At 38.9% G+C, this 19,230-nt stretch carries 19 protein-coding genes; 7 read left to right on the forward strand and 12 right to left on the reverse strand.

Annotated features, from left to right (window positions below):
* Window positions 1–15 precede the first annotated feature (15 nt).
* The 5 genes from ABJV04_RS06360 to ABJV04_RS06380 are packed head-to-tail and all read right to left on the reverse strand — an operon-like array spanning window position 16 to window position 4,758.
* Window positions 16–627, reverse strand: a complete 612-nt coding sequence (locus ABJV04_RS06360) for a nucleotidyltransferase family protein (RefSeq protein WP_348490470.1) — start codon at window positions 625–627, stop codon at window positions 16–18.
* Window positions 624–1,634, reverse strand: a complete 1,011-nt coding sequence (locus tag ABJV04_RS06365; RefSeq protein WP_348490471.1) for an XdhC family protein — start codon at window positions 1,632–1,634, stop codon at window positions 624–626. The genes ABJV04_RS06360 and ABJV04_RS06365 overlap by 4 nt, the downstream gene beginning before the upstream one ends.
* A gap of 10 nt (window positions 1,635–1,644) precedes the next feature.
* Complete coding sequence (locus tag ABJV04_RS06370; RefSeq protein ID WP_348490472.1) at window positions 1,645–2,739, reverse strand: RDD family protein; 1,095 nt, start codon at window positions 2,737–2,739, stop codon at window positions 1,645–1,647.
* Window positions 2,740–2,743: 4 nt separating this feature from the next.
* Window positions 2,744–3,922: a VWA domain-containing protein gene (locus ABJV04_RS06375; RefSeq protein ID WP_348490473.1), complete on the reverse strand. Its 1,179-nt coding sequence runs from the start codon at window positions 3,920–3,922 to the stop codon at window positions 2,744–2,746.
* Window positions 3,922–4,758: a MoxR family ATPase gene (locus ABJV04_RS06380; RefSeq protein WP_348490474.1), complete on the reverse strand. Its 837-nt coding sequence runs from the start codon at window positions 4,756–4,758 to the stop codon at window positions 3,922–3,924. The genes ABJV04_RS06375 and ABJV04_RS06380 overlap by 1 nt, the downstream gene beginning before the upstream one ends.
* Window positions 4,759–5,003: 245 nt before the next feature.
* Here ABJV04_RS06380 and cysK point away from each other — a divergent pair, with 245 nt between their 5' ends.
* The 3 genes from cysK to ABJV04_RS06395 all read left to right on the forward strand — a co-directional run bounded on the left by cysK (window position 5,004) and on the right by ABJV04_RS06395 (window position 7,198).
* Window positions 5,004–5,972, forward strand: coding sequence for a cysteine synthase A (gene cysK, locus ABJV04_RS06385; RefSeq protein ID WP_348490475.1), 969 nt, complete (start codon window positions 5,004–5,006; stop codon window positions 5,970–5,972).
* Window positions 5,973–6,082: 110 nt separating this feature from the next.
* Window positions 6,083–6,547, forward strand: coding sequence for a hypothetical protein (locus ABJV04_RS06390; RefSeq protein ID WP_348490476.1), 465 nt, complete (start codon window positions 6,083–6,085; stop codon window positions 6,545–6,547).
* A 12-nt stretch (window positions 6,548–6,559) separates the two neighbouring features.
* A complete protein-coding gene (locus tag ABJV04_RS06395) occupies window positions 6,560–7,198 on the forward strand; it encodes an NUDIX hydrolase N-terminal domain-containing protein (RefSeq protein ID WP_348490477.1) in 639 nt (212 codons plus the stop codon).
* A gap of 24 nt (window positions 7,199–7,222) precedes the next feature.
* Here the strand turns inward: ABJV04_RS06395 and ABJV04_RS06400 are convergent, their stop codons facing one another.
* From ABJV04_RS06400 to ggt, 4 genes are all read right to left on the reverse strand, one after another.
* Window positions 7,223–7,582, reverse strand: a complete 360-nt coding sequence (locus ABJV04_RS06400; RefSeq protein WP_348490478.1) for a Fis family transcriptional regulator — start codon at window positions 7,580–7,582, stop codon at window positions 7,223–7,225.
* 77 nt (window positions 7,583–7,659) lie between these two features.
* Window positions 7,660–7,944 carry a pyrimidine/purine nucleoside phosphorylase gene (locus ABJV04_RS06405; protein ID WP_348490479.1) on the reverse strand — a complete coding sequence of 95 codons (285 nt, stop codon included), beginning with the start codon at window positions 7,942–7,944 and terminating at the stop codon, window positions 7,660–7,662.
* A 166-nt stretch (window positions 7,945–8,110) separates the two neighbouring features.
* Complete coding sequence (locus ABJV04_RS06410) at window positions 8,111–8,728, reverse strand: hypothetical protein (RefSeq protein WP_348490480.1); 618 nt, start codon at window positions 8,726–8,728, stop codon at window positions 8,111–8,113.
* A gap of 182 nt (window positions 8,729–8,910) precedes the next feature.
* Window positions 8,911–10,659 (reverse strand): gamma-glutamyltransferase, encoded by a 1,749-nt coding sequence (gene ggt / locus ABJV04_RS06415; protein WP_348490481.1) that lies wholly within the window; start codon window positions 10,657–10,659, stop codon window positions 8,911–8,913.
* A gap of 197 nt (window positions 10,660–10,856) precedes the next feature.
* Between ggt and rrtA the strand changes: the two genes are divergently transcribed.
* On the forward strand, window positions 10,857–11,408 hold the full coding sequence (gene rrtA, locus ABJV04_RS06420; RefSeq protein WP_348490482.1) for a rhombosortase: 552 nt from the start codon (window positions 10,857–10,859) through the stop codon (window positions 11,406–11,408).
* Between the two features lie 22 nt (window positions 11,409–11,430).
* Here the strand turns inward: rrtA and ABJV04_RS06425 are convergent, their stop codons facing one another.
* Window positions 11,431–13,935, reverse strand: coding sequence for a prolyl oligopeptidase family serine peptidase (locus tag ABJV04_RS06425; protein WP_348490483.1), 2,505 nt, complete (start codon window positions 13,933–13,935; stop codon window positions 11,431–11,433).
* 153 nt (window positions 13,936–14,088) lie between these two features.
* Between ABJV04_RS06425 and ABJV04_RS06430 the strand changes: the two genes are divergently transcribed.
* Window positions 14,089–14,631, forward strand: a complete 543-nt coding sequence (locus ABJV04_RS06430; protein ID WP_348490484.1) for a glutathione peroxidase — start codon at window positions 14,089–14,091, stop codon at window positions 14,629–14,631.
* A gap of 293 nt (window positions 14,632–14,924) precedes the next feature.
* On the opposite strand, the gene ABJV04_RS06435 is transcribed toward ABJV04_RS06430, so the two are convergent.
* Together ABJV04_RS06435 and ABJV04_RS06440 are read right to left on the reverse strand one after the other, a co-directional pair.
* On the reverse strand, window positions 14,925–16,166 hold the full coding sequence (locus tag ABJV04_RS06435; protein ID WP_348490485.1) for a cystathionine gamma-synthase family protein: 1,242 nt from the start codon (window positions 16,164–16,166) through the stop codon (window positions 14,925–14,927).
* Window positions 16,156–16,782: a lysophospholipid acyltransferase family protein gene (locus ABJV04_RS06440; RefSeq protein WP_348490486.1), complete on the reverse strand. Its 627-nt coding sequence runs from the start codon at window positions 16,780–16,782 to the stop codon at window positions 16,156–16,158. The genes ABJV04_RS06435 and ABJV04_RS06440 overlap by 11 nt, the downstream gene beginning before the upstream one ends.
* A 238-nt stretch (window positions 16,783–17,020) precedes the next feature.
* On the opposite strand from ABJV04_RS06440, the gene ABJV04_RS06445 reads away from it, so the two are divergent.
* Together ABJV04_RS06445 and ABJV04_RS06450 are read left to right on the forward strand one after the other, a co-directional pair.
* Window positions 17,021–18,274, forward strand: coding sequence for a serine protease (locus ABJV04_RS06445; protein ID WP_348490487.1), 1,254 nt, complete (start codon window positions 17,021–17,023; stop codon window positions 18,272–18,274).
* Entirely contained in the window at window positions 18,265–19,230 is a 966-nt protein-coding gene (locus ABJV04_RS06450; protein WP_348490488.1) for an FHA domain-containing protein, read from the forward strand. The genes ABJV04_RS06445 and ABJV04_RS06450 overlap by 10 nt, the downstream gene beginning before the upstream one ends.

Raw genomic sequence — 19,230 nt, forward strand, 5'->3', positions numbered from 1 at the left:
GTTTTTGCTCCTAAATTAGCCGGTGAAAGAGTTGCGCCAGCGACGCATATCCTCAATAGTATCTATATCAAATTGTGCTTCAGGGACTTTGACCTTAATTAAATTTTGTTGATTTGCCCGTAAAATAGATTTAGCACCTTTTTGTAAATCTGAATTTGAACTATTTAAATTTAATAAATCAGAAAATATGCGCTTTGGAAAACAAGCAGGTACGCCGACATTTCCGGCATACTCTGATGCAATTATAGATTCTAAATTATGTATTATATGTTTATACAGTGTAGCAATTTGTAGAGACTCCACTGCTATTTGATCAGCTAAAGCAATCATTATATGGCTAGCATCTGGGTATCTTTGATGCAATATAAAGTCTACCCCTGCTCGAATGCTCTCACCCATTCCTAGTCGCCAATTTTGGGCTGTAACCACATCGACAGAAGGATCAATTTGTTGTTTTATCAGTTCTGCATTTGCCCCAAGCACCACAACAACTTTTTCTAAGCCTGCCCCTCTGTGTTGTTCAATAACCCTATTCAACATCGGCTGCCCCTGTGTCAGGGCGAGTTGTTTTATGCTACCAAAACGGCTTGCCTCTCCGGCAGCCAAAATTAAACTAACAAGTTTCACACTATTCCGCTTATGGATTTTGCATCTTTTTGAGCAAGAAAACTATGTACCTCAGAAATCATAGATAGTGCTATGGATTCTGGCAATTCGCCGCCTAATCGCAAACCAATGGGGTTCGCAAAAGGGCGTTCAAACTTATCTCTATTTAACCCTGCTTGTGTAAACACCCGTTCGGTTCGATGCAGTGGTCCTAACATGCCAACGTATTTGGCCGAACTTTTTAAGGAAAGCAACAAGCCTTGAGCATCAAGTTTTACATTATGGCTCATAATGATTAATGCATCAGTTTGCGCCAGCCAAGTTAACTCATCAGCATTTTCAATCAAACTGTCCAGTGGTGCCTTTATTATCTCAAAGGCGTCTGGAAAATAATTGCTTCGCCCATGACTCGCCCTTGGATCAATTAATACAACTCGCCAGCCTAATTTAGCAGCAATTTCAACAACCGGTTGCGCATCCACTCCTGCGCCAACCACACACAGGTTTATTGGTGGGCGGAGTACCTGTTTGAGAAATACTTGCCCTTTGTGTTCCCATTGTTCCACTTTAACTTGCGCTGTGGAGGGTAATTCTGCATATTCTACCTGGGGTTCACCACTGGTTATTTGCTGCGCAAAGTAACAATAGCCATTTTGCGACAAACGACTATAGACCTTATTTAAATACAAATAATCATTCTGCTTAGAGACCGGTTGCAATAAAATTTTAACCACGCCTCCACAGCCAATGCCTAACTTCCAAGCCAAGTCTTGCTCTTCCGTCATATCATACTCAACGATTCGCCCTTCACCACTATCCCAACATCTTCGCGCTTGCAGCATAATATCCGACTCTAAGCACCCACCACTAAGGAGTCCATGATATTGGCCCAAATCGTTAATCATCATATGTGCGCCGGACTTACGGTAAGAAGAACCCTGGGTCTCAAAAATTGTGGCTAATACCCACTGACATTGATCTTTTTGTTGATACCAAACATTTAGCATGCTGGTTAATGTATTAGCCATTAATGGTCACTTATTGTTTTGCTTTTAATCTAATGACTAAGGTTTCAGAAATCTTATCTTGTATAGCTTGCCGATTAGGATCCCAATAAATTTGTATAAAGCCGAGTAACCCAGTAGCCAAACCAGCGCCATATCCACCATAGCGTCCAAAACTTTCCCAAACATTCAAAGTACTGCCATCGAGTTTGATGACTTTAATTGAAAATAATTTTTTACCAATGGTTTGCCCTCTAAGTAGCACCATAGTCCCGGTAAAATAAACCGCAGCCCAACCGAAACCGAGGCCGAGATCAGCAGCAATTCCTTTAAACCACTTTACAATACTATGGTCTTGAAATGATGAAGCTTCGGGTTCTGCATCAGCTTTTGCCTGCTCTTCTATGGCAACCTTATCGACATCTGCCTGCAATGATTCAAACTGTGCTAATAAAGCTGTTCGCAAGTTTTGATATTGAACGGCATTGAGCTCAGTACTGCTCTTTTCAAAAAGCTCTTCTAACATTTCGATTTTTGCTGATTTTGGCAAGGCTAATTTTACCAAGTCTTCGACAAATTCCTCACCAATCATTGACCAACAGGTTTCAACATCTGGACACCCGCCTTGTTCTACTTGTTCTTGAATTAAACTAGTAAATGCGGCATATGTCCCAGTAAAAACGACAACAGCAACGGCGTCTGACGCGTTAACGTCCTGTTTATCACTGGACTGGGTATCAGTCCAAATAGCAGTATCATTGCGAAATAAACCCAAAATTCCACCTAGAATTAACGCCACAGCAAGAATTCGCACTAACATAATTGCTGAGGGTAAGCGTTTTTCACGTTTTAGGCGTCTACTGGTTACCCACAATAAAATTGCAATTAAAATTGCCAGTGCGTTACCTGTAACACCTGACAGTATCGCAACCAAGATTAAATCGACAGACAGCGCCAACGCGCGACGAGTGGGAGTAGCTAAGGGAGTTCCGTATAACTCTTCGGGCACCTCAAAAGCATATGGTGTTATAACATCGCGGGTTTCTTGACGTTGCTGATGTTTTGAGGTGTGAGTGTTTGTTTGCTTGTCTGCTTCAGATTGATCTGGTAACGCTTCCTTAGGGTTCATATACCTACCTTTTGGTGAGCGCTTTGATGCCCTCGCTGAGTCCTTCTATGGATAATGCAAACATTTTACCTTGCATTAAATCTTTTAAAATCTGAATAGATGCATAATATTGCCAATGTATTTCCATTTGCGGATTTAACCAAATGGCGTGGGGAAAGTGATCCGTCAGTCGTTTTAACCAAACCGAACCAGGTTCCTCATTCCAATACTCAACACTACCGCCCGGGTAGGTAATTTCATAAGGTCCCATAGTCGCGTCGCCAACGAATACTAATTTATAATCGCTTCCATACTTATGAATGATATCAAAAATTGAAATGACTTCATTTGAGCGACGTTTATTGTCTTTCCACACCCCTTCATAAACGCAATTATGAAAATAAAAATATTCAAGATGTTTAAACTCAGAGTGTACGGCTGAAAACAATTCCTCACAAGATTTAATGTGTTCGTCCATAGAGCCACCAACATCAAAAAACATCAATACTTTGATGGCGTTATGACGCTCTGGCACCATATGAATATCTAACCAGCCGGCATTTTTAGCCGTTTTACCAATGGTAGTAGGAAGATCGAGTTCTTCACTTGCGCCAGTTCGTGCAAATTGACGTAACTTACGTAACGCAACTTTTATATTACGGGTACCTAGTTCTACATCAGTGGCGAGGTTTTTATATTCACGCTTTTCCCACACCTTAACAGCAGAAGATTGACCTTTTCCCTTATTGCCAATACTAATTCCTTCGGGATTGTAACCATGTGAACCAAAGGGAGACGTCCCTCCAGTCCCCACCCATTTGTTACCACCTTGGTGACGTTTTTGTTGTTCTTCCAAACGTTTTTTGAGGGTTTCCATAAGCTTATCTAAACCGCCCATGGCTTCTATTTCGGCTTTTTCGGCATCACTAAAATGTCGTTCTAATTGTTTTCTCAACCATTCTTCAGGAATATCTTTGCCAAATAAGTCAATGGATTGCACCCCTTCAAAGTAATCAGCAAATGCCCTATCGAATTTATCGAAATGGCTTTCATCTTTAACCAAACACAATCGCGATAAATAATAAAAGCCTTCGGTATCGGCAAATATCACTTGCTGTTCCAACGCATTGAGTAAATCTAGCAACTCCCTAACCGTTGCTGGAACTTTGTATTCTCTAACTTTAAAGAAAAAATCGACTAACATTAGCGTCTAGCCATGAAAGCCAATTTTTCGAACAAATGAATATCTTGTTCGTTTTTAATTAGCGCACCGTACAAAGGTGGAATGCTGTTTTTGCCGTCTTTATTTTGCAAAGCTTCTGGTGAAATATCTTCGGCAACCAATAGTTTTAACCAATCAATCAACTCACTAGTGGAAGGTTTTTTCTTTAATCCTGGCATATCTCTTAAATCAAAAAACGTTTCAAGAGCTTGGGCAAGCAATTCTTTTTTCAAATTAGGAAAATGCACGTCGACAATTTCTTGCATTTGTTGTTTGTCTGGAAATTGAATGTAATGGAAAAAACAACGACGCAGAAATGCATCAGGAAGCTCTTTTTCATTGTTCGAGGTAATAATCACGATAGGACGCTTTTCAGCTTTTATGGTTTGTTTAGTTTCATAAACAAAGAATTCCATTTTATCTAATTCTAAAAGCAAGTCGTTTGGAAATTCGATATCGGCTTTATCGATTTCATCAATTAACAATACCGGTGGCGTCTGCGCATCGAATGCTTGCCAAAGTTTACCTTTGATAATGTAATTACTGATGTCTTTGACTTTTTCGTCACCAAGTTGAGAGTCTCGTAAACGTGAAACTGCATCATATTCATACAAACCTTGCTGAGCTTTAGTAGTCGACTTGATATGCCACTGAATTAAATCAGTACCTAAACTTCTAGCTAACTCTTCTGCCAACATGGTTTTACCCGTACCTGGCTCCCCTTTAATTAATAAAGGTCTTTGCAATGTTATGGCAGCGTTTACCGCTAGCTGCAGTTCCTTACTCGCAATATAATTTCCGGTACTACTAAATGGCATCAATCACCTCAATCATCAAAAAATGTAAATATAAAACTAAGATATAGCAAAAAGCACTTTGAAAAATGTTCGTTGAGCACAATCATACTAGGGTACAAAGTTAAGCAAACTTAAAAGTTTTGCTATCTACATTTAAACAAGTGCTTGTTATGTACAACATTAACAGCCTAATATAGTTATTCAAATAACAAAAACACATCAAAGGGTATCACTGAAAGTTACCTAAACCTATGCAAGGATATAGTATGCAAGTTTATGATGATAATTCTCTCGCTATTGGTAATACACCATTAGTTAAATTAAATCGTGTTGTTTCCAGCGGTAACGTTTACGCAAAAATGGAATCACGTAACCCCAGTTTTAGTGTTAAGTGCCGTATAGGCGCGAACATGATTTGGGATGCTGAAAAACGTGGCATCTTAACTAAAGACAAAGAGTTAGTTGAACCAACCAGTGGTAATACTGGTATTGCTTTAGCATTTGTTGCAGCTTCTCGAGGTTATAAATTAACCCTAACTATGCCAAGTAGCATGAGCTTAGAACGCCGTAAATTGCTTAAAGCTCTTGGTGCAAATGTGGTGCTTACTGAAGCACCTAAAGGCATGAAAGGTGCCGTAGCTAAGGCTCAAGAAATTGTAGCCTCTGATCCAGGTAAATATATCCTGCTTCAACAGTTTGATAACCCAGCTAACCCCGAAATACATGAAAAAACCACTGGCCCTGAAATCTGGAAAGATACCGATGGTAAAGTGGATATTTTTGTAGCTGGTGTTGGTACCGGCGGAACCATTACCGGTGTTAGTCGCTACCTTAAAAATACCAAGGGTAAAGACATCTTAACGGTAGCTGTAGAGCCAACTGACTCGCCAGTTATCACACAAGCCAAAGCAGGTGAAGAACTCACTCCTGGTCCCCATAAAATTCAAGGCATAGGTGCAGGATTCATCCCTGGTAACTTGGATCTTGATATTGTTGACCAAGTTGAACAAGTGTCAAATGACGACTCTATTGAAATGGCTCACCGTCTGTTAAAAGAAGAAGGCATTTTAGCCGGTATCTCAACTGGCGCGGCCATGGTTGCGGCTAAACGTTTAGCCGAGAAGCCTGAAAATGCTGACAAAATGATTGTCGTTATTTTCCCAAGTTCTACAGAGCGCTACTTAAGCAGTGCTATGTTTGCTGGTGAATTTACCGATCACGAAGAAGTGCAATAAAAGAAACTGCATTTTTTTAATTATAAGAGCAGGCTTTACGCCTGCTCTTTACTTTTAAACACAGAAAACGCAGACTGTGTGAGTGTTCAATTTAACCCTGTCAATTCATCATGATAAATCATTCTTACTTACGTTTATTCTCATTCTGTATTTTAATTTTATTCCTTCAAGCTTGCGACAACGAAAGTAAAAAAGGAGCAGGTAAATACGGCATGATGGATACCAACACGCCAGATTATGCCGCAGTCGAGTTTTTCCAACACGTGTATAACGATAAAAATTTAAATAAAGCGATCGCTATGAGCACTGAACGCATGGCTAGATTGCTAAACTCTTACCGTACAAATAGAAATGTTCAACGACACGTGTTCGATTTAGTATACGATGAAGTAGACATTCAACCTGATACCGGAAACAGTATAGGACGCAGTGAGTTTGCAGAATCTGCTGTAGTTACCCTATTTTTTACGGGTACCTTGTACGACGAACGAGTTGAAGATATTCGGGTAATAGAAATGGTTCGTAAAGACGGAAAATGGTTGGTTGATAAAATTCAGCCAGACAAATATTTATAAATAGAATGAAAAATGTCTAACCTTGCTAATTCAAACCTTTGGCTTTCCCATATAAAACGACTGCATGCAATTGCCGAGTCGGGATTAGCCTTCTCCCCAGAAGAGTTTGATCGCGAACGATTTGAAGAAATCTCTTTAATTGCTCAACAAATGATGAGCGATCTGGCCTCTGTCCCCGTGAAGCAAATTTCAGATTTAGTTACGCCTTTTCATCGACGTTATGTTACGCCACAAGTAGAAGTCCGTGGTGCCGTCATCAAAGACAACAAAATATTATTGGTTCAAGAAAAAAGTGACAAAAAATGGACCCTACCTGGTGGCTATGCGGATGTTGGCTTAACAGCGGTACAAAATATTAAAAAAGAAATTGAAGAAGAAGCTAACGTTCACATAAATAATGCGCGTTTAATATCGTTACGGCATAAAGCATCGGGAGACTATGATCCTGATATTCGTGAATTTTATAAAATTTTGTTTTTATGTGAACCTGTAGAGCCCATACAAGAAATGGCGGGAATGGAGACTTCCGACGCTGCATTTTTTGACCTCGACCACATCCCTACTCTCTCAACGGGCAGAACCATTATGCGAGACCTACAAGATGCTTTTGCTTACTTTGCAGATGATCATAAACTCACAACCATTGAGTAGTCCGCTCAGGTTAACGATTTTAAGTTAATGGAATAATTTAAGGCGCTTATCCCAATTCCCTTGATGGCTAAACTGACAAGCTTCTTCGCTATCAAAAAATACATTCTGTTTTGGTTTTTTTAATACAATTCCAACTTTTAATAGTTGTTGCTGTATTAATTTTCGTAAAAAGGCGTCTTGTTGTTGAGATTGTGCATCCTTTAAATGTTGTTCCGTTAGAAACACACAAGTAATCACCAGACTAGACGGGAAGTTACTATAATCAGCAGTATGGGTAAGCCAATCAAACCCAGCAATTTTTTGCTTTGCTGTTTCGCACACGTTAGTGAGTGCCTTGATGGTATTTTCATCTAACTTTTTAACTGTGGATTTTGCAGAAGACATAACACACTTATTTAAATTCAAAATCGGACGCTGAATTAATCGCGTCCGCTGAGTATTTACATTTACAACAACAGTATTTATTTGCCGTATGTACAAAGATAGGCTGTATCTTGCGTCACCTTAACTTGAAATTTTACATTTGCGTCAATGGTAAATACCTGGCCGGTAGTAAAAGTTTGCCATTCTGTTTGATCGGGCAACAATACGGTTAGCGCACCATTTACCACAGTCATAGTTTCAAACTCACTTGTGCCAAACTCATATTCACCAGGAGCCATTACCCCGACTGTCGCTGGTAATGTAGCTGTTTGAAACGCCATGGAAGTGACTTTGCCATCAAAATATTCATTTACTTTAAACATATAACGCCTTTCTGTAATTATAAATGGCGCCTAATTTAACAGGTTTAGAATAGAAACTCCCTATCAAAAACAGCTAATTTAGATATTCTAGCACTAGCCTATAATTAGGATCTGTAGTTTTAGCTTGAGAACCTTACAATGATTAAACTGCCACTATTTGCTTCAATTAACCGACTTCACAGCGGTTTGTTTGCTGCAGGTCAATATCGTTGTCTTTAGCTTCTTCAATAACATCAATATCTTCTAAAAATAACATGTAACCATCTTCTTTCACTGCTTGCAGAAATACATCCACTTCCAAAGATTCGAATTTATTTAAGTTACCAAAACAATTATTTTCAGTGGAAATAGCAAATTCGCCTCGCCCCTTGACGTCTTCAGCTTTGTATTCTTTCGCTTTAGCCAATAACCCCTTCATTAATTGAGCGTCACTATCCGACAGTTTAAGAATAGTCACCCTTTCGTTATTCTCTAAATCATCTAATAGAATTTCAGGCATATCAGTGATTGGGGCTTGTTGCACTTGCACGTTAAAATTATGCTCTTCATAGAAAGCCGGCAAGCTTTCGTTTCCATCTGAACTGTAACTCATAAATATTTTTGCAGCGCCATTTTTCACATCGATACTTTGATCTGTGCGAAGGGCGATTCTTATGTCTTGAGGCTCCATATCTAAAGGAGAAAACTGAGACATTTTATACATTGTCGATAAGGGCATACTCATACAGCCATTCAAAATAACACTTGCCGCTAGTATTCCTATCACCTTTGACTTTAACTTCATTATCAATCCCTTTTTAAACCTAAAATATCACTAGAACGCTGCTTAGAACGACCTTTTTCTGAGATAAGCATCTCTATTTAGTGTTTAATCCTAAATTAGACGAGGACTTAATTAAATTAATTTCCCCTCTCAAATTTGTAAAATTGTATTACGCCCCATTTTCCAGAGCGTAATATTTCAAACTAATCTCCTACAGCAACACCTTCCCTTCTTGGGTCAGCTCCACCAATTATTTTGCCATTTTTAAATTGGATTCCGTGCAAACCACTGTTTAAGTCGATTACCTTAACGTTATGACCCATGGCAGTTAGCTTATCTACCCACATTTCAGCACTGGTCCCTTTTTCAAGGGCAGTGTAATCATTACGATTGGTTACTTTAGGTAAATTAATAGCTTGTTGAATATCTAATCCCCAATCCACTACACCCACTATGGTTTGGGCCACATAACTAACAATTCGACTTCCACCTGGCGAGCCTATTACCATCATCAACTGGTCATTTTCGTCAAATACCATTGTTGGACTCATTGCACTGCGAGGACGTTTATTGGGCTCGACTCGGTTAAGTGCAGGCTGTCCGTTAGCACTTGGGTTTAAAGAAAAATCTGTCAATTGATTATTAAGCAAAAACCCTTCTACCATTAATCCTGAGCCAAAACCAAACTCAATACTGGTCGTCATTGCAAGAGCATTACCCTCTTTATCGACTATTGAGACATGGCTGGTATTAGGTAATTCAAAAGAATTGTCCATGCCGAACAAAGAAGCGTTGATATAGGGTTCTCCTGGTACAGCTTTCCCCATATCTTTATCTGCTTTTATCAGCTCGGCGCGTTGTGATAAGTAAGTTTGATTGATTAACGCAGCAAAAGGAAGCTGGGCAAAATCACTATCAGCAATATATTTATCTCGATCGGCATAAGCCAGTTTAGATGCTTGAGTGAACAAATGAATTGACTCAACCGAATCTGGCCCCATTTTAGCCAAGTCATAGTCTTCTAGCATTTTCAGAATTTGTAAAACGCTAATGCCACCAGAACTTGGAGGTGCCATGCCACATATTTTAAATTTACGATACAAACCACAAATTGGCTCACGCTCTATAGATTGATAACTTTTAAGATCATCTACGCTTAACGTACCTGGGTTAATAGTCGAAAATTGCACGGTTTTAGCAATCTTATCCGCTAACTCACCTTTATAGAGATAGTCCGCGCCCTGTTCAGATATCTTTTCAAATACTTTAGACAGTTTTACGTTAGTCTTATTTGTGCCTTGTTTAAGCTCTATGCCATTTGGATAAAAATAAGTTTTAGGGATCAAAAAGGCTTCTAGCCCAGGATGGAACCTCAAGGAAAGTAGTTTTTCTAAACGCGGAGAAACAGTGAAGCCTTTTTCTGCTGTATCAATTGTATCATTGAAAAGTGCATTCCAAGGCAATTTGCCAAATTGCTTATGGGCTTTTTCCAACGCTTTAAGGGCTCCTGGTACGCCGACTGAACGCCCACCAACAACAGCATCTCGCCACTTCATGGGCTTACCATCTTGCATGAACAAATAAGCATTTGCTTTTGAAGGCGCGGTTTCACGACCATCGAATGTATGCAATTTTTTGGCTTTATTATCCCAATATAATATAAAGTTTCCGCCACCAATACCCGATGATTGGGGTTCAACTAAGGTCAACATTGCTTGCACAGCAATGGCAGCGTCTATGGCACTACCGCCTTTGTTGATAATATTTTTACCAGCCCATGATGCATAAGGATTGGCGGATACCACCATGTACTCTTCAGCGATCCGTGCTTTTTTCTGACTAACACCAGTTGCGGCCTCAGGCTCGCGATCTTCCCTAGTCGTTTGCTTAGCGTTAATTTGATTAAAAGAGATTAAACAAAAAACGCACACTAATTTACACAATAATTTCACTGACTATCTCACTTAACGGCTATGGGATGATAGAAAGATAACTATCCCGAGATTTGGATGCAACCAAAAATCTAGTTATTAAACCATTCTTGTGCAAAATCATGGATTTAGTTAAGGTGTTCACTACTATTTATAAATATTGTGTTGGCAACTTGTTAAATTTCCCCTTAAAACCTCAACATCTAATCGGGCCTATTTTGATAACGCTTATATGTTGTTTGTTATGGATATTTGAACCTACGACCTCAGAATATCTAGCCTTACAACGAGGATCACTTGCAGAAGGTAATTACTGGCAATTTCTCACCGCAAACTTTGTCCACACCAATACAAATCATTTATTACTCAATATTGCCGGCATATTGCTGCTCTGGGCCATCCACGGTCAGTATTACACTGTAAAAAACTACCTTATCGGTATCGTTTTACTAAGCATATGTGTGACCCTTGGTATTTATTTATTTTCCCCTAACCTTGTTTGGTACGCTGGACTTTCTGGAGTTTTGCACGGCATATTCGTGTATGGCGCTTACTTAGACATCTGTAACAAAGTAAAATTTGGCTGGTTGTTAATGCTTGGGGTTTGGTTGAAAGTTTTACATGAACAGCTTTATGGTGCAGATCAAATGATCAGCGATTTAATTGCCGCCAACGTCGCTGTAGATGCGCATTTATATGGTGCGGTAGGCGGATTAGTTTGTATTTGTATCAGCTTAGTTAAAAACAACTATTTGCCTCAGAAGCACTGAGACAAATAGTTAACTGTTAGGGTTATAAGTTTTCTTCAAATAATTTAAATATTCTACGGTATTCATCCAACCATGAGCTAGGTTCAATAAAACCATGGGACTCAACGGGATAAATTGCAGTTTCGAAGTCTTGTTTTTCTAACTCAATTAAGCGTTGAACTAAACGTACTGTATCAACAAAAAACACATTTGAATCCACCATAGGTGCATTGATAAGCAGTGGCTTGGTTAAACCTTCCGCAAAATAAATAGGCGAACTGCGCTCGTAAGAGATGGGATCAACATCAGGTGTATTGAGAATATTCGACGTATAGGGATGATTGTAATGGGCCCAATCAGATACTGGACGCAAGGCAGCACCAGCTTGAAATAGATCCGGTTCAGTGAACAGCGCCATAAAGGTCATAAAGCCACCGTAAGAGCCTCCATAAGTCCCTATTCTATTTCGATCCACATTAACGTTGTTTACCATCCAGTCAACACCGTCAACTAAATCTTCAATTTCAGGTTTCCCCATATGTCGATAGATAGCAGTGCGCCAGTCTCGGCCGTAACCTGCTGATGCCCGATAATCCATATCTAAAACCACATAACCTTTTTCAACAAGCAGGTTATGGAACATGAATTCCCGAAAATACCCTGACCAACCTAAATGGGAGTTTTGTAGGTAACCTGCCCCATGGTTGAAGATAACCGCTCGTTTCTTGTCACCTTCTCCAGCATCTTTAGGCGCATATAAGCGGGCATAAATTGGTTGTTCACCGTGGGAAGATTTTACCGCTACTATTTCAGGGACAGTCCAGTTAATTTGTTTAAATGCTTCACTGGTGGTGAAGGTAACCTGCTGTGGCTCGCCCTCAGAATCCAAAGTTTTAACAAAAAGTTCGGGCGGCATGGTTAATTTAGAATGGGTTAACAATAACCTGTTTTGTTTATCATTCAGCACATAATCTGTTACGCCATTTAAATCCGTCAAAGCCTCAATATCACCACTGCTTAAATCAATACGGTAAATTTCGTAGATTCCAGGGTGCTTTTTATTGGCTTTAAAATAAATAAATTGATCGTTAGCGCTAAGGGTTAGTTCATCAACCTCATAGTCACCGCGAGTAAGTTGTTTTGCATCACTATTTAATGCTTTTAAATAGAGGTGGGAATAGCCACTTTTTTCAGACAAAAAATACAACTGTGAAGACTGATTTAACCAACCGAAACTATTAAAGTTATAATTGATCCACGCATCATCATGCAATCTATCTTGAGTCACTAAGCTTTTGTTTTTGAAGTCCACCGTTGTCAACCAACGATCTTTGTTGTCCCAAGCTTCCAACATGATGGCAACATTTTCGCCATTTTGTTGCCATTCTATTGCGCTTTGGTTCCATCCCCAATCTTGCAACAAGGCAATGTCTCTAGGCAGTCGGTTACTCTCATAGGTCTGTCCTTTAGCTTCTGCATTTTCCCGTTTTACTTGTTCTAAAACATCTTCGTTATATCCAGGTAAACTTTTGTAGGACAGCTCTTTTTGCGTACCTGTTTGTAAATCTAATAACCACAAGTACTGACTTTCAGGCTTAGAATCGGCCACTCGGCGTCTGACTTTCTCAGCTTTAATACGTCCATTGTCTTTTATGTAGTTAGGCATGATGTCGCCTTCACTGCGACTTGGGGTATCTTTTTCAATGGCTAAAATGAGATATCGGCCATTGGGCGATAGGCTAGCCGCAGCGGTCTTATGTTCAAGGGGTAAATAAATAGGTTCAGGTGTAGAGGCTAGATTCTGCGCAGATAGTTGCGCATTAAAATCAAACTTATCTTGAGTTCTTGTGCGACGCTCACGCAATACATCAATTAAATTCAACTGCTGCTGGGCAATATAATCTTTGGCCTCTTCGTTGGCTTTTGGAGCCTCTTTAAACTCCCAACTAACCAGTTGTTGCGTGATTCCTGAATCAGTATTAATAGCATAGATTTTATTGTAACTACGGTAGCTCAGTCGGCCATCTGTTAGAAACTGTAAACTGCTTCTATATTGCGCACTGCGGGTAAGTTGAATAACTTCTCCAGAGCTAAGATATTGTACAAAAATATTCTGTTTAAATATCCAAGCCGCTTTGTCTCGGCTTTGGTTAAACACTTTATTTTTATAGGCTACCTCATGGTACTGGGCAAGTGGCACTAAACTCGCAGTTTTTGACGACAGTGATTGTTGAAATAAATCAGTCACTACCGAACCTTCACGCTTTTGCGAATAAAAATAACTTTCCCCATCTAAAGACCAATACGGGGATTGTGGCTCTCTGCCAATCCAATCCGGATCAGCCATGATTTTATTTAAGGTCAATGCTTCATTAGAATCACCAACATAGGGTGCTTGCTGTTTAACCGTTTGATAAATCGCTGTGCTTACCGAATCACTATTCGACAAATTGGTTTCAGCGGGGCTTTCTGACGTTTGAATGCCAGAACAGGCAAGTAAACTTGAAGTGATAGTAGAAATAATGAGCAGCTTAAAGCTTTTTTGCATTTTTGAGTCTCTGCTTTTTGTTATAGTCGTTAGAACTTAAGGTTGTATTAAAACCTATGTGGGTATTTAGGTAAACAAGTGATCTAAAATTGCTTACCGAGGATAGTAACGTTTAGCTGCCATATTTTGGCCTGTCATAACCACGGAGTTTTCATGAAAAAATTAGTCTTATTATGTAGTTTAGTTTTTACCCCTATGTTCGCATCTGCAAATGCATGCCCTGACGTTTTAAAGTTTATGAAACGTAAATTAAACTCACAAGAAACCGTAAACATGTGCAAGGAATATCAAGGCAAAACGTTACTCATTGTGAACACCGCGAGTAAGTGCGGGTATACACCTCAATTTGAAGGACTAGAAGCTTTATACAGCGAGCTTAAGGATCAAGATTTTGTGGTGTTAGGTTTTCCCTCTCATGATTTTAAACAAGAATTCAATGACGAAAGTAAAACGGCAGAATTATGTGAATTAACCTACGGTGTAGAATTCCCAATGTTTGAAGTCACTAAAGTTAAGGGTAAAAACGCCGACCCCTTATTTCGTAAATTGAGCAAACAAAGTGGTATGGAGCCAGGTTGGAATTTTTATAAATACTTGGTGGATAAAAATGGTGAGGTAGTCAAAGCCTATAAATCATCTACTAAACCAGCAGATAAAGAATTTAGACAAGATATCGAAGATGCATTAGCACTTTAAATTAAGTTAGTTATATTTGTCCCTTAAAACCAAAAAAAAAGGCAAAAAAAAGCCCCGTTAAACGGGGCTATAAACACACATCACTTGGAACACACAATGAAATGTTTTACTGTTTTAGCAATAAAACATCTTTACAACTAATAGTTAGTCACTTTTAAAAAACTTTAGTTCATTAAATTTTAGATATTTTTAACATTTTCTAAAAAATGCATTCAAGTGATTGAATTTACGTTATTTATTTTTTGCTCAGCTAACTAAATAGCAGTGCTCTTAAACTTACTTGTACGACAACGCTACAGTTGAGCAAATGCCTGTTCAAAATCTGCAACGATGTCATCGATGTCTTCAATACCGACAGAAAATCTTATCATATTATCGTTGATACCCATTTGCGCTCGTTGCTCAGCACCATTTTCATAGAAAATAGTCGAGGCTACCGGCAAACACAATGTCCTGGTATCGCCAAGGTGGGTAGCAATCACAACGGTATTTAACGCGTTAATAAACTTATGGATATCCAGTCCTGGAGATAAGTCCATACTGAAGACCCCGCCATAATTACCATTAAAAAGTTCTCTGGCAATATAGTGCTGCGGATGATCAGCAAGGCCTGGATAATATACGTTAGCGACTTTGTCGTGACCATGTAAATAGGTCGCTAGCCTCAAAGCATTTTGACAGGTTTTATTCAGGCGTAACGCCAAGGTTTCTAAACCAACTGAAATTTGCTGCGCAGATTGCGGAGCCAAAGTTGCGCCTAAATCACGCAATCCCTTTTTACGAATTTGTGTCATGCCCCAAGAAGATGAGTCACCCACTCGGTACAAATCAAAAATATTAGGATATTCAGACCAATCATAAAAACCAGTATCCACCACTGCCCCACCTAATACATTTCCATGCCCAGAAATATACTTAGTTAATGAGGTGACAGTTAAAGATGCTTTGACCGCTTTAGCATCAAATATATACCCTGGAGTCATGGTATTATCGATAATAAATAGCAGCTTGTTGTTATTACAAAACTCACCAATAGCTTGTAAATCAGCCACCTGGGTTACAGGGTTTGCGATAGTTTCGGTAAAAACCAATCGAGTATTATCTGTAAGGGCTTGGCTGATGGAATTGATATTGGTGGTATCCACATAACTCACTTGGATACCTAAGTTTTCCAATGTCACCATTAAACTACTGGTATTACCGAATAAAAACTGACTCACAATAATGTGATCATTTTGTTTCAGCAAAGCTAAAAGCATTGACGAAATCGCCGCCATACCTGTTGCAAAGGTTACTGCTGACACACCACCTTCTAAATCAGCTAATATATTTTGCAAGGCTGCATTAGATGACGATGAAGAACGGCCGTAAACGTGCCCTAGTTTCTTGCCTTGAAAGACCTCAACTAAATCATTGACGTCTTGATACTCAAATAGTACAGAATTACTAGTGGGTGAATGAACAGAACCATCTTGAGGCTTGTTAAACATGCGGTCAGCATGCACAAGTCGTGTTGTAAAACCTTTATCTTTCAATCGAACTCTCCGCGGGAAAGGCTACCTGGGAAGGAAATTTTGCGTGCACTTTAGCATAAAACTCATAAACTTTTTGCATTTCTAAAGAGTTATCTTCTTCAGGATGAAAAATCGGTCCTAAAACGATGGATTTATGCCGATAATCTAGGCCAATTAAAAACACCGGAATATTCGCTTGTTTAGCAATATGTAAAAAACCACTTTTCCAAGGATAAATTTTGCTGCGGGTGCCCTCTGGAGCAACCGCTAATAATATTTTATCTTTTTGTTTAATTTTATCAATCATTTGATTTACGACACCATGAGATTGCGAACGCTCAATGGGTATGCCGCCCCATCGCATTAAAAGCGATTTAAAGGGAGGAATAAAAATACTATGTTTGCCAAAAAAACAGATTTTGAGTCGTAAACTAAACACCGCAGCCATGCCAATAACAAAATCCCAATTCGACGTGTGTGGCGCTACAGCAATGACCATTTTACTTTGTTTAGGAAATTCACCTACAAATTTCCATCCTAAAATTTTTAAAATAGTAATGCCTAACCATTCACTGAAGGCATTTCCCAATCTGGGGATATTTTCTGATAGTTTCAGTTTTTTTAACCTTTTGCTCATTAAATTATGCTTTTTACAATATTAATTAGGTTCATATTCTCTTATTATACAGTCGAATTGAAAAATAAGCGGGTTGCAACTTTTTACAACTTCAAGGGTCAAGTAAATAGTCGTGGAAAATAATCAGGTTATTTATGTAATCCACAATCCAAAGCCGCAGTGTTTCAGTTGACGTTTCGCTTGAACCGGCCGCAACCAACCCCTAATTACCATCGTCAGTATTATAATGGGATTTTTAGTGCTAAGAATTATAATTTTTATATCATTGTTGTTTAGCCAACATGCTTTTAGTCAGCAAACGGCGCAAAATTTGTTTAGCCAATATCGTAGTTCTTTATATCAAATCCAAATGATTGATAAAGAGTCTGGAAACAAGTCTTCAATTGGTTCTGGATTCAGAGTCAGTGAAAATGGCGATATTATTTCCAATTACCACGTTATTTCTGATTTTGTATATTTTCCAGATAAATACCGAATTCAATATCTAGATTCAAATGGTAATACTGGAAGTTTACAGCTTAAGAACTTTGATGTAATTAATGACTTATCTCTTCTCCAAATTGATCCTGCACAAACTAGCGGTTTGCCATTTAAGTTGGCTGAGAACCTACCCTTGCAAGGTTCGAATATTTATTCGTTAGGTAATCCCCATGATTTAGGCATGATAGTGGTACCTGGAACCTATAATGGATTAAAAAAGAATAGTTTTTACCAACGTATTCACTTTACCGGCTCAATCAATCCAGGAATGAGCGGTGGCCCTGCTGTCAATGGTTTAGGCCAAATTGTTGGTGTGAACGTGGCTACAGCGGGCAATCAAATAGGCTTTTTAATCCCGCTTCCAAAAGTTAAAGCATTGTTTAATTCGCAACTGGAAATTAACGCTGAAGACTATAAATCTCATATGCAGAAACAGTTACAACAAAACCAAAGTAAACTGATAACTGCAATTTTATCAAAACCTTGGTCTCACGCCCCATTGGGTAAAGCCAGTGTACCAGAGCGAATTTCTGACTTTATATCATGTTGGGGTGGCTCTAACGCCAGTGAAAAGGACGTAAAATTTCTGTCGGTTTCCAGTCGCTGTCGAATTGGTGAAGCTATCTTTTTAAACGGTAGATTACAAACAGGCGAAATTGAAATTGAGTTTGAATGGTTAACCAGCGAACAGCTTAATACCTTTCAATTTCATAACTTTTTAACCCAAAAAATTGCCTTTACACGACCTGGCAACCAAGCTGGGAAAAATGATGTAACCAATTATCGTTGCCAACAGGATATTGTTTCAAACCAACATCAAGTTTCTCAAAAAAGTGTGTTATGTGCCCGCGCCTATAAAGACTTCGACGATTTGTATGATGTGCTTTTTATTTCCGCCAGCAATGACTTCGCAGATGGAAGTCTAATCAGTCACTTTACCCTTGCAGGAGTAAGTGCAGATTCGATGAAACAATTCTCTAATCAATTTATGGATTCCATGTCATGGCAATAGTTGTTGAAGTACTGTCGAGAAGCGGCAAGGTCTTAAGTTATCAAGCTTTTGAAAAAGAAATTATTTCAATAGGTAGAGCCTATGATAATGACGTCCGTATTGACGATCCCTATGTAGGCCCAGAACACCTAGTGATAGGCTCTGAAGAAGATAGCAATTCACTAGTATTAACAGATGTTAATTCATTAAATGGTGTAAAAATTAATGGTGTCCAGGGCAGTAAAGCTTTGGTAGGTTTTGATGACACCATCACCATAGGTCGAACACGGTTACGGGTATTTAAAAGCAATCAAAAAGTCATACCTGCGGTTGTTTTAAGCAAGCTAGAAGAGAAAATGGAATGGCTATCCATGCGCAGAGTATGTGCACTTCTAGCACTCGTCTTTATTGGCTTAGTTTCTGCAAATTTCTATTTCAACAGTATTGTTGAAGTGAATATTTCGCAGGTTATGAAAGTTAGTTTAAGTGCAACAGCGGCAGCCTGTATTTGGCCACTTTGTTTTGCTCTGTTGTCCATCTTAGCCAAAAAAGAAGCCCATATTGTGACGCAATTTAATTTGCTTTGGCTGTTTTTAATTAGTCACGAACTTTTGAGTTATTTACAGGCACTATTACAATTTAATTTAAGCTCTGTGCAATTTATATATTGGTTTATTTTATTATTAAAAGGCACTCTATTTTTTGCGTTTTTATGGTTTACCCTATTTATTGCATTCCATCAATCAAAAGCCATGCGAAACGGTATCAGCATAGCCGGTACTGCTTTATTAGCCATGTATGTGTTGGCTCCCCATTTCTTTAATACCCAGAATTTCGTTGCAGCGCCCCGCTACACCTCTCAGGTACTGTCGCCGATATTTAGGATTACAACGCCAGAAAGTACAGAAGAATTTGTAGAGCGGTCCGACAATCTAATCCAAGGATTAAAGCAAGAAGTTGAAAAGGATAAGAAGTAG

It is taken from the genome of Aliiglaciecola sp. (assembly GCF_039982535.1).
GTDB lineage: Bacteria > Pseudomonadota > Gammaproteobacteria > Enterobacterales > Alteromonadaceae > Aliiglaciecola.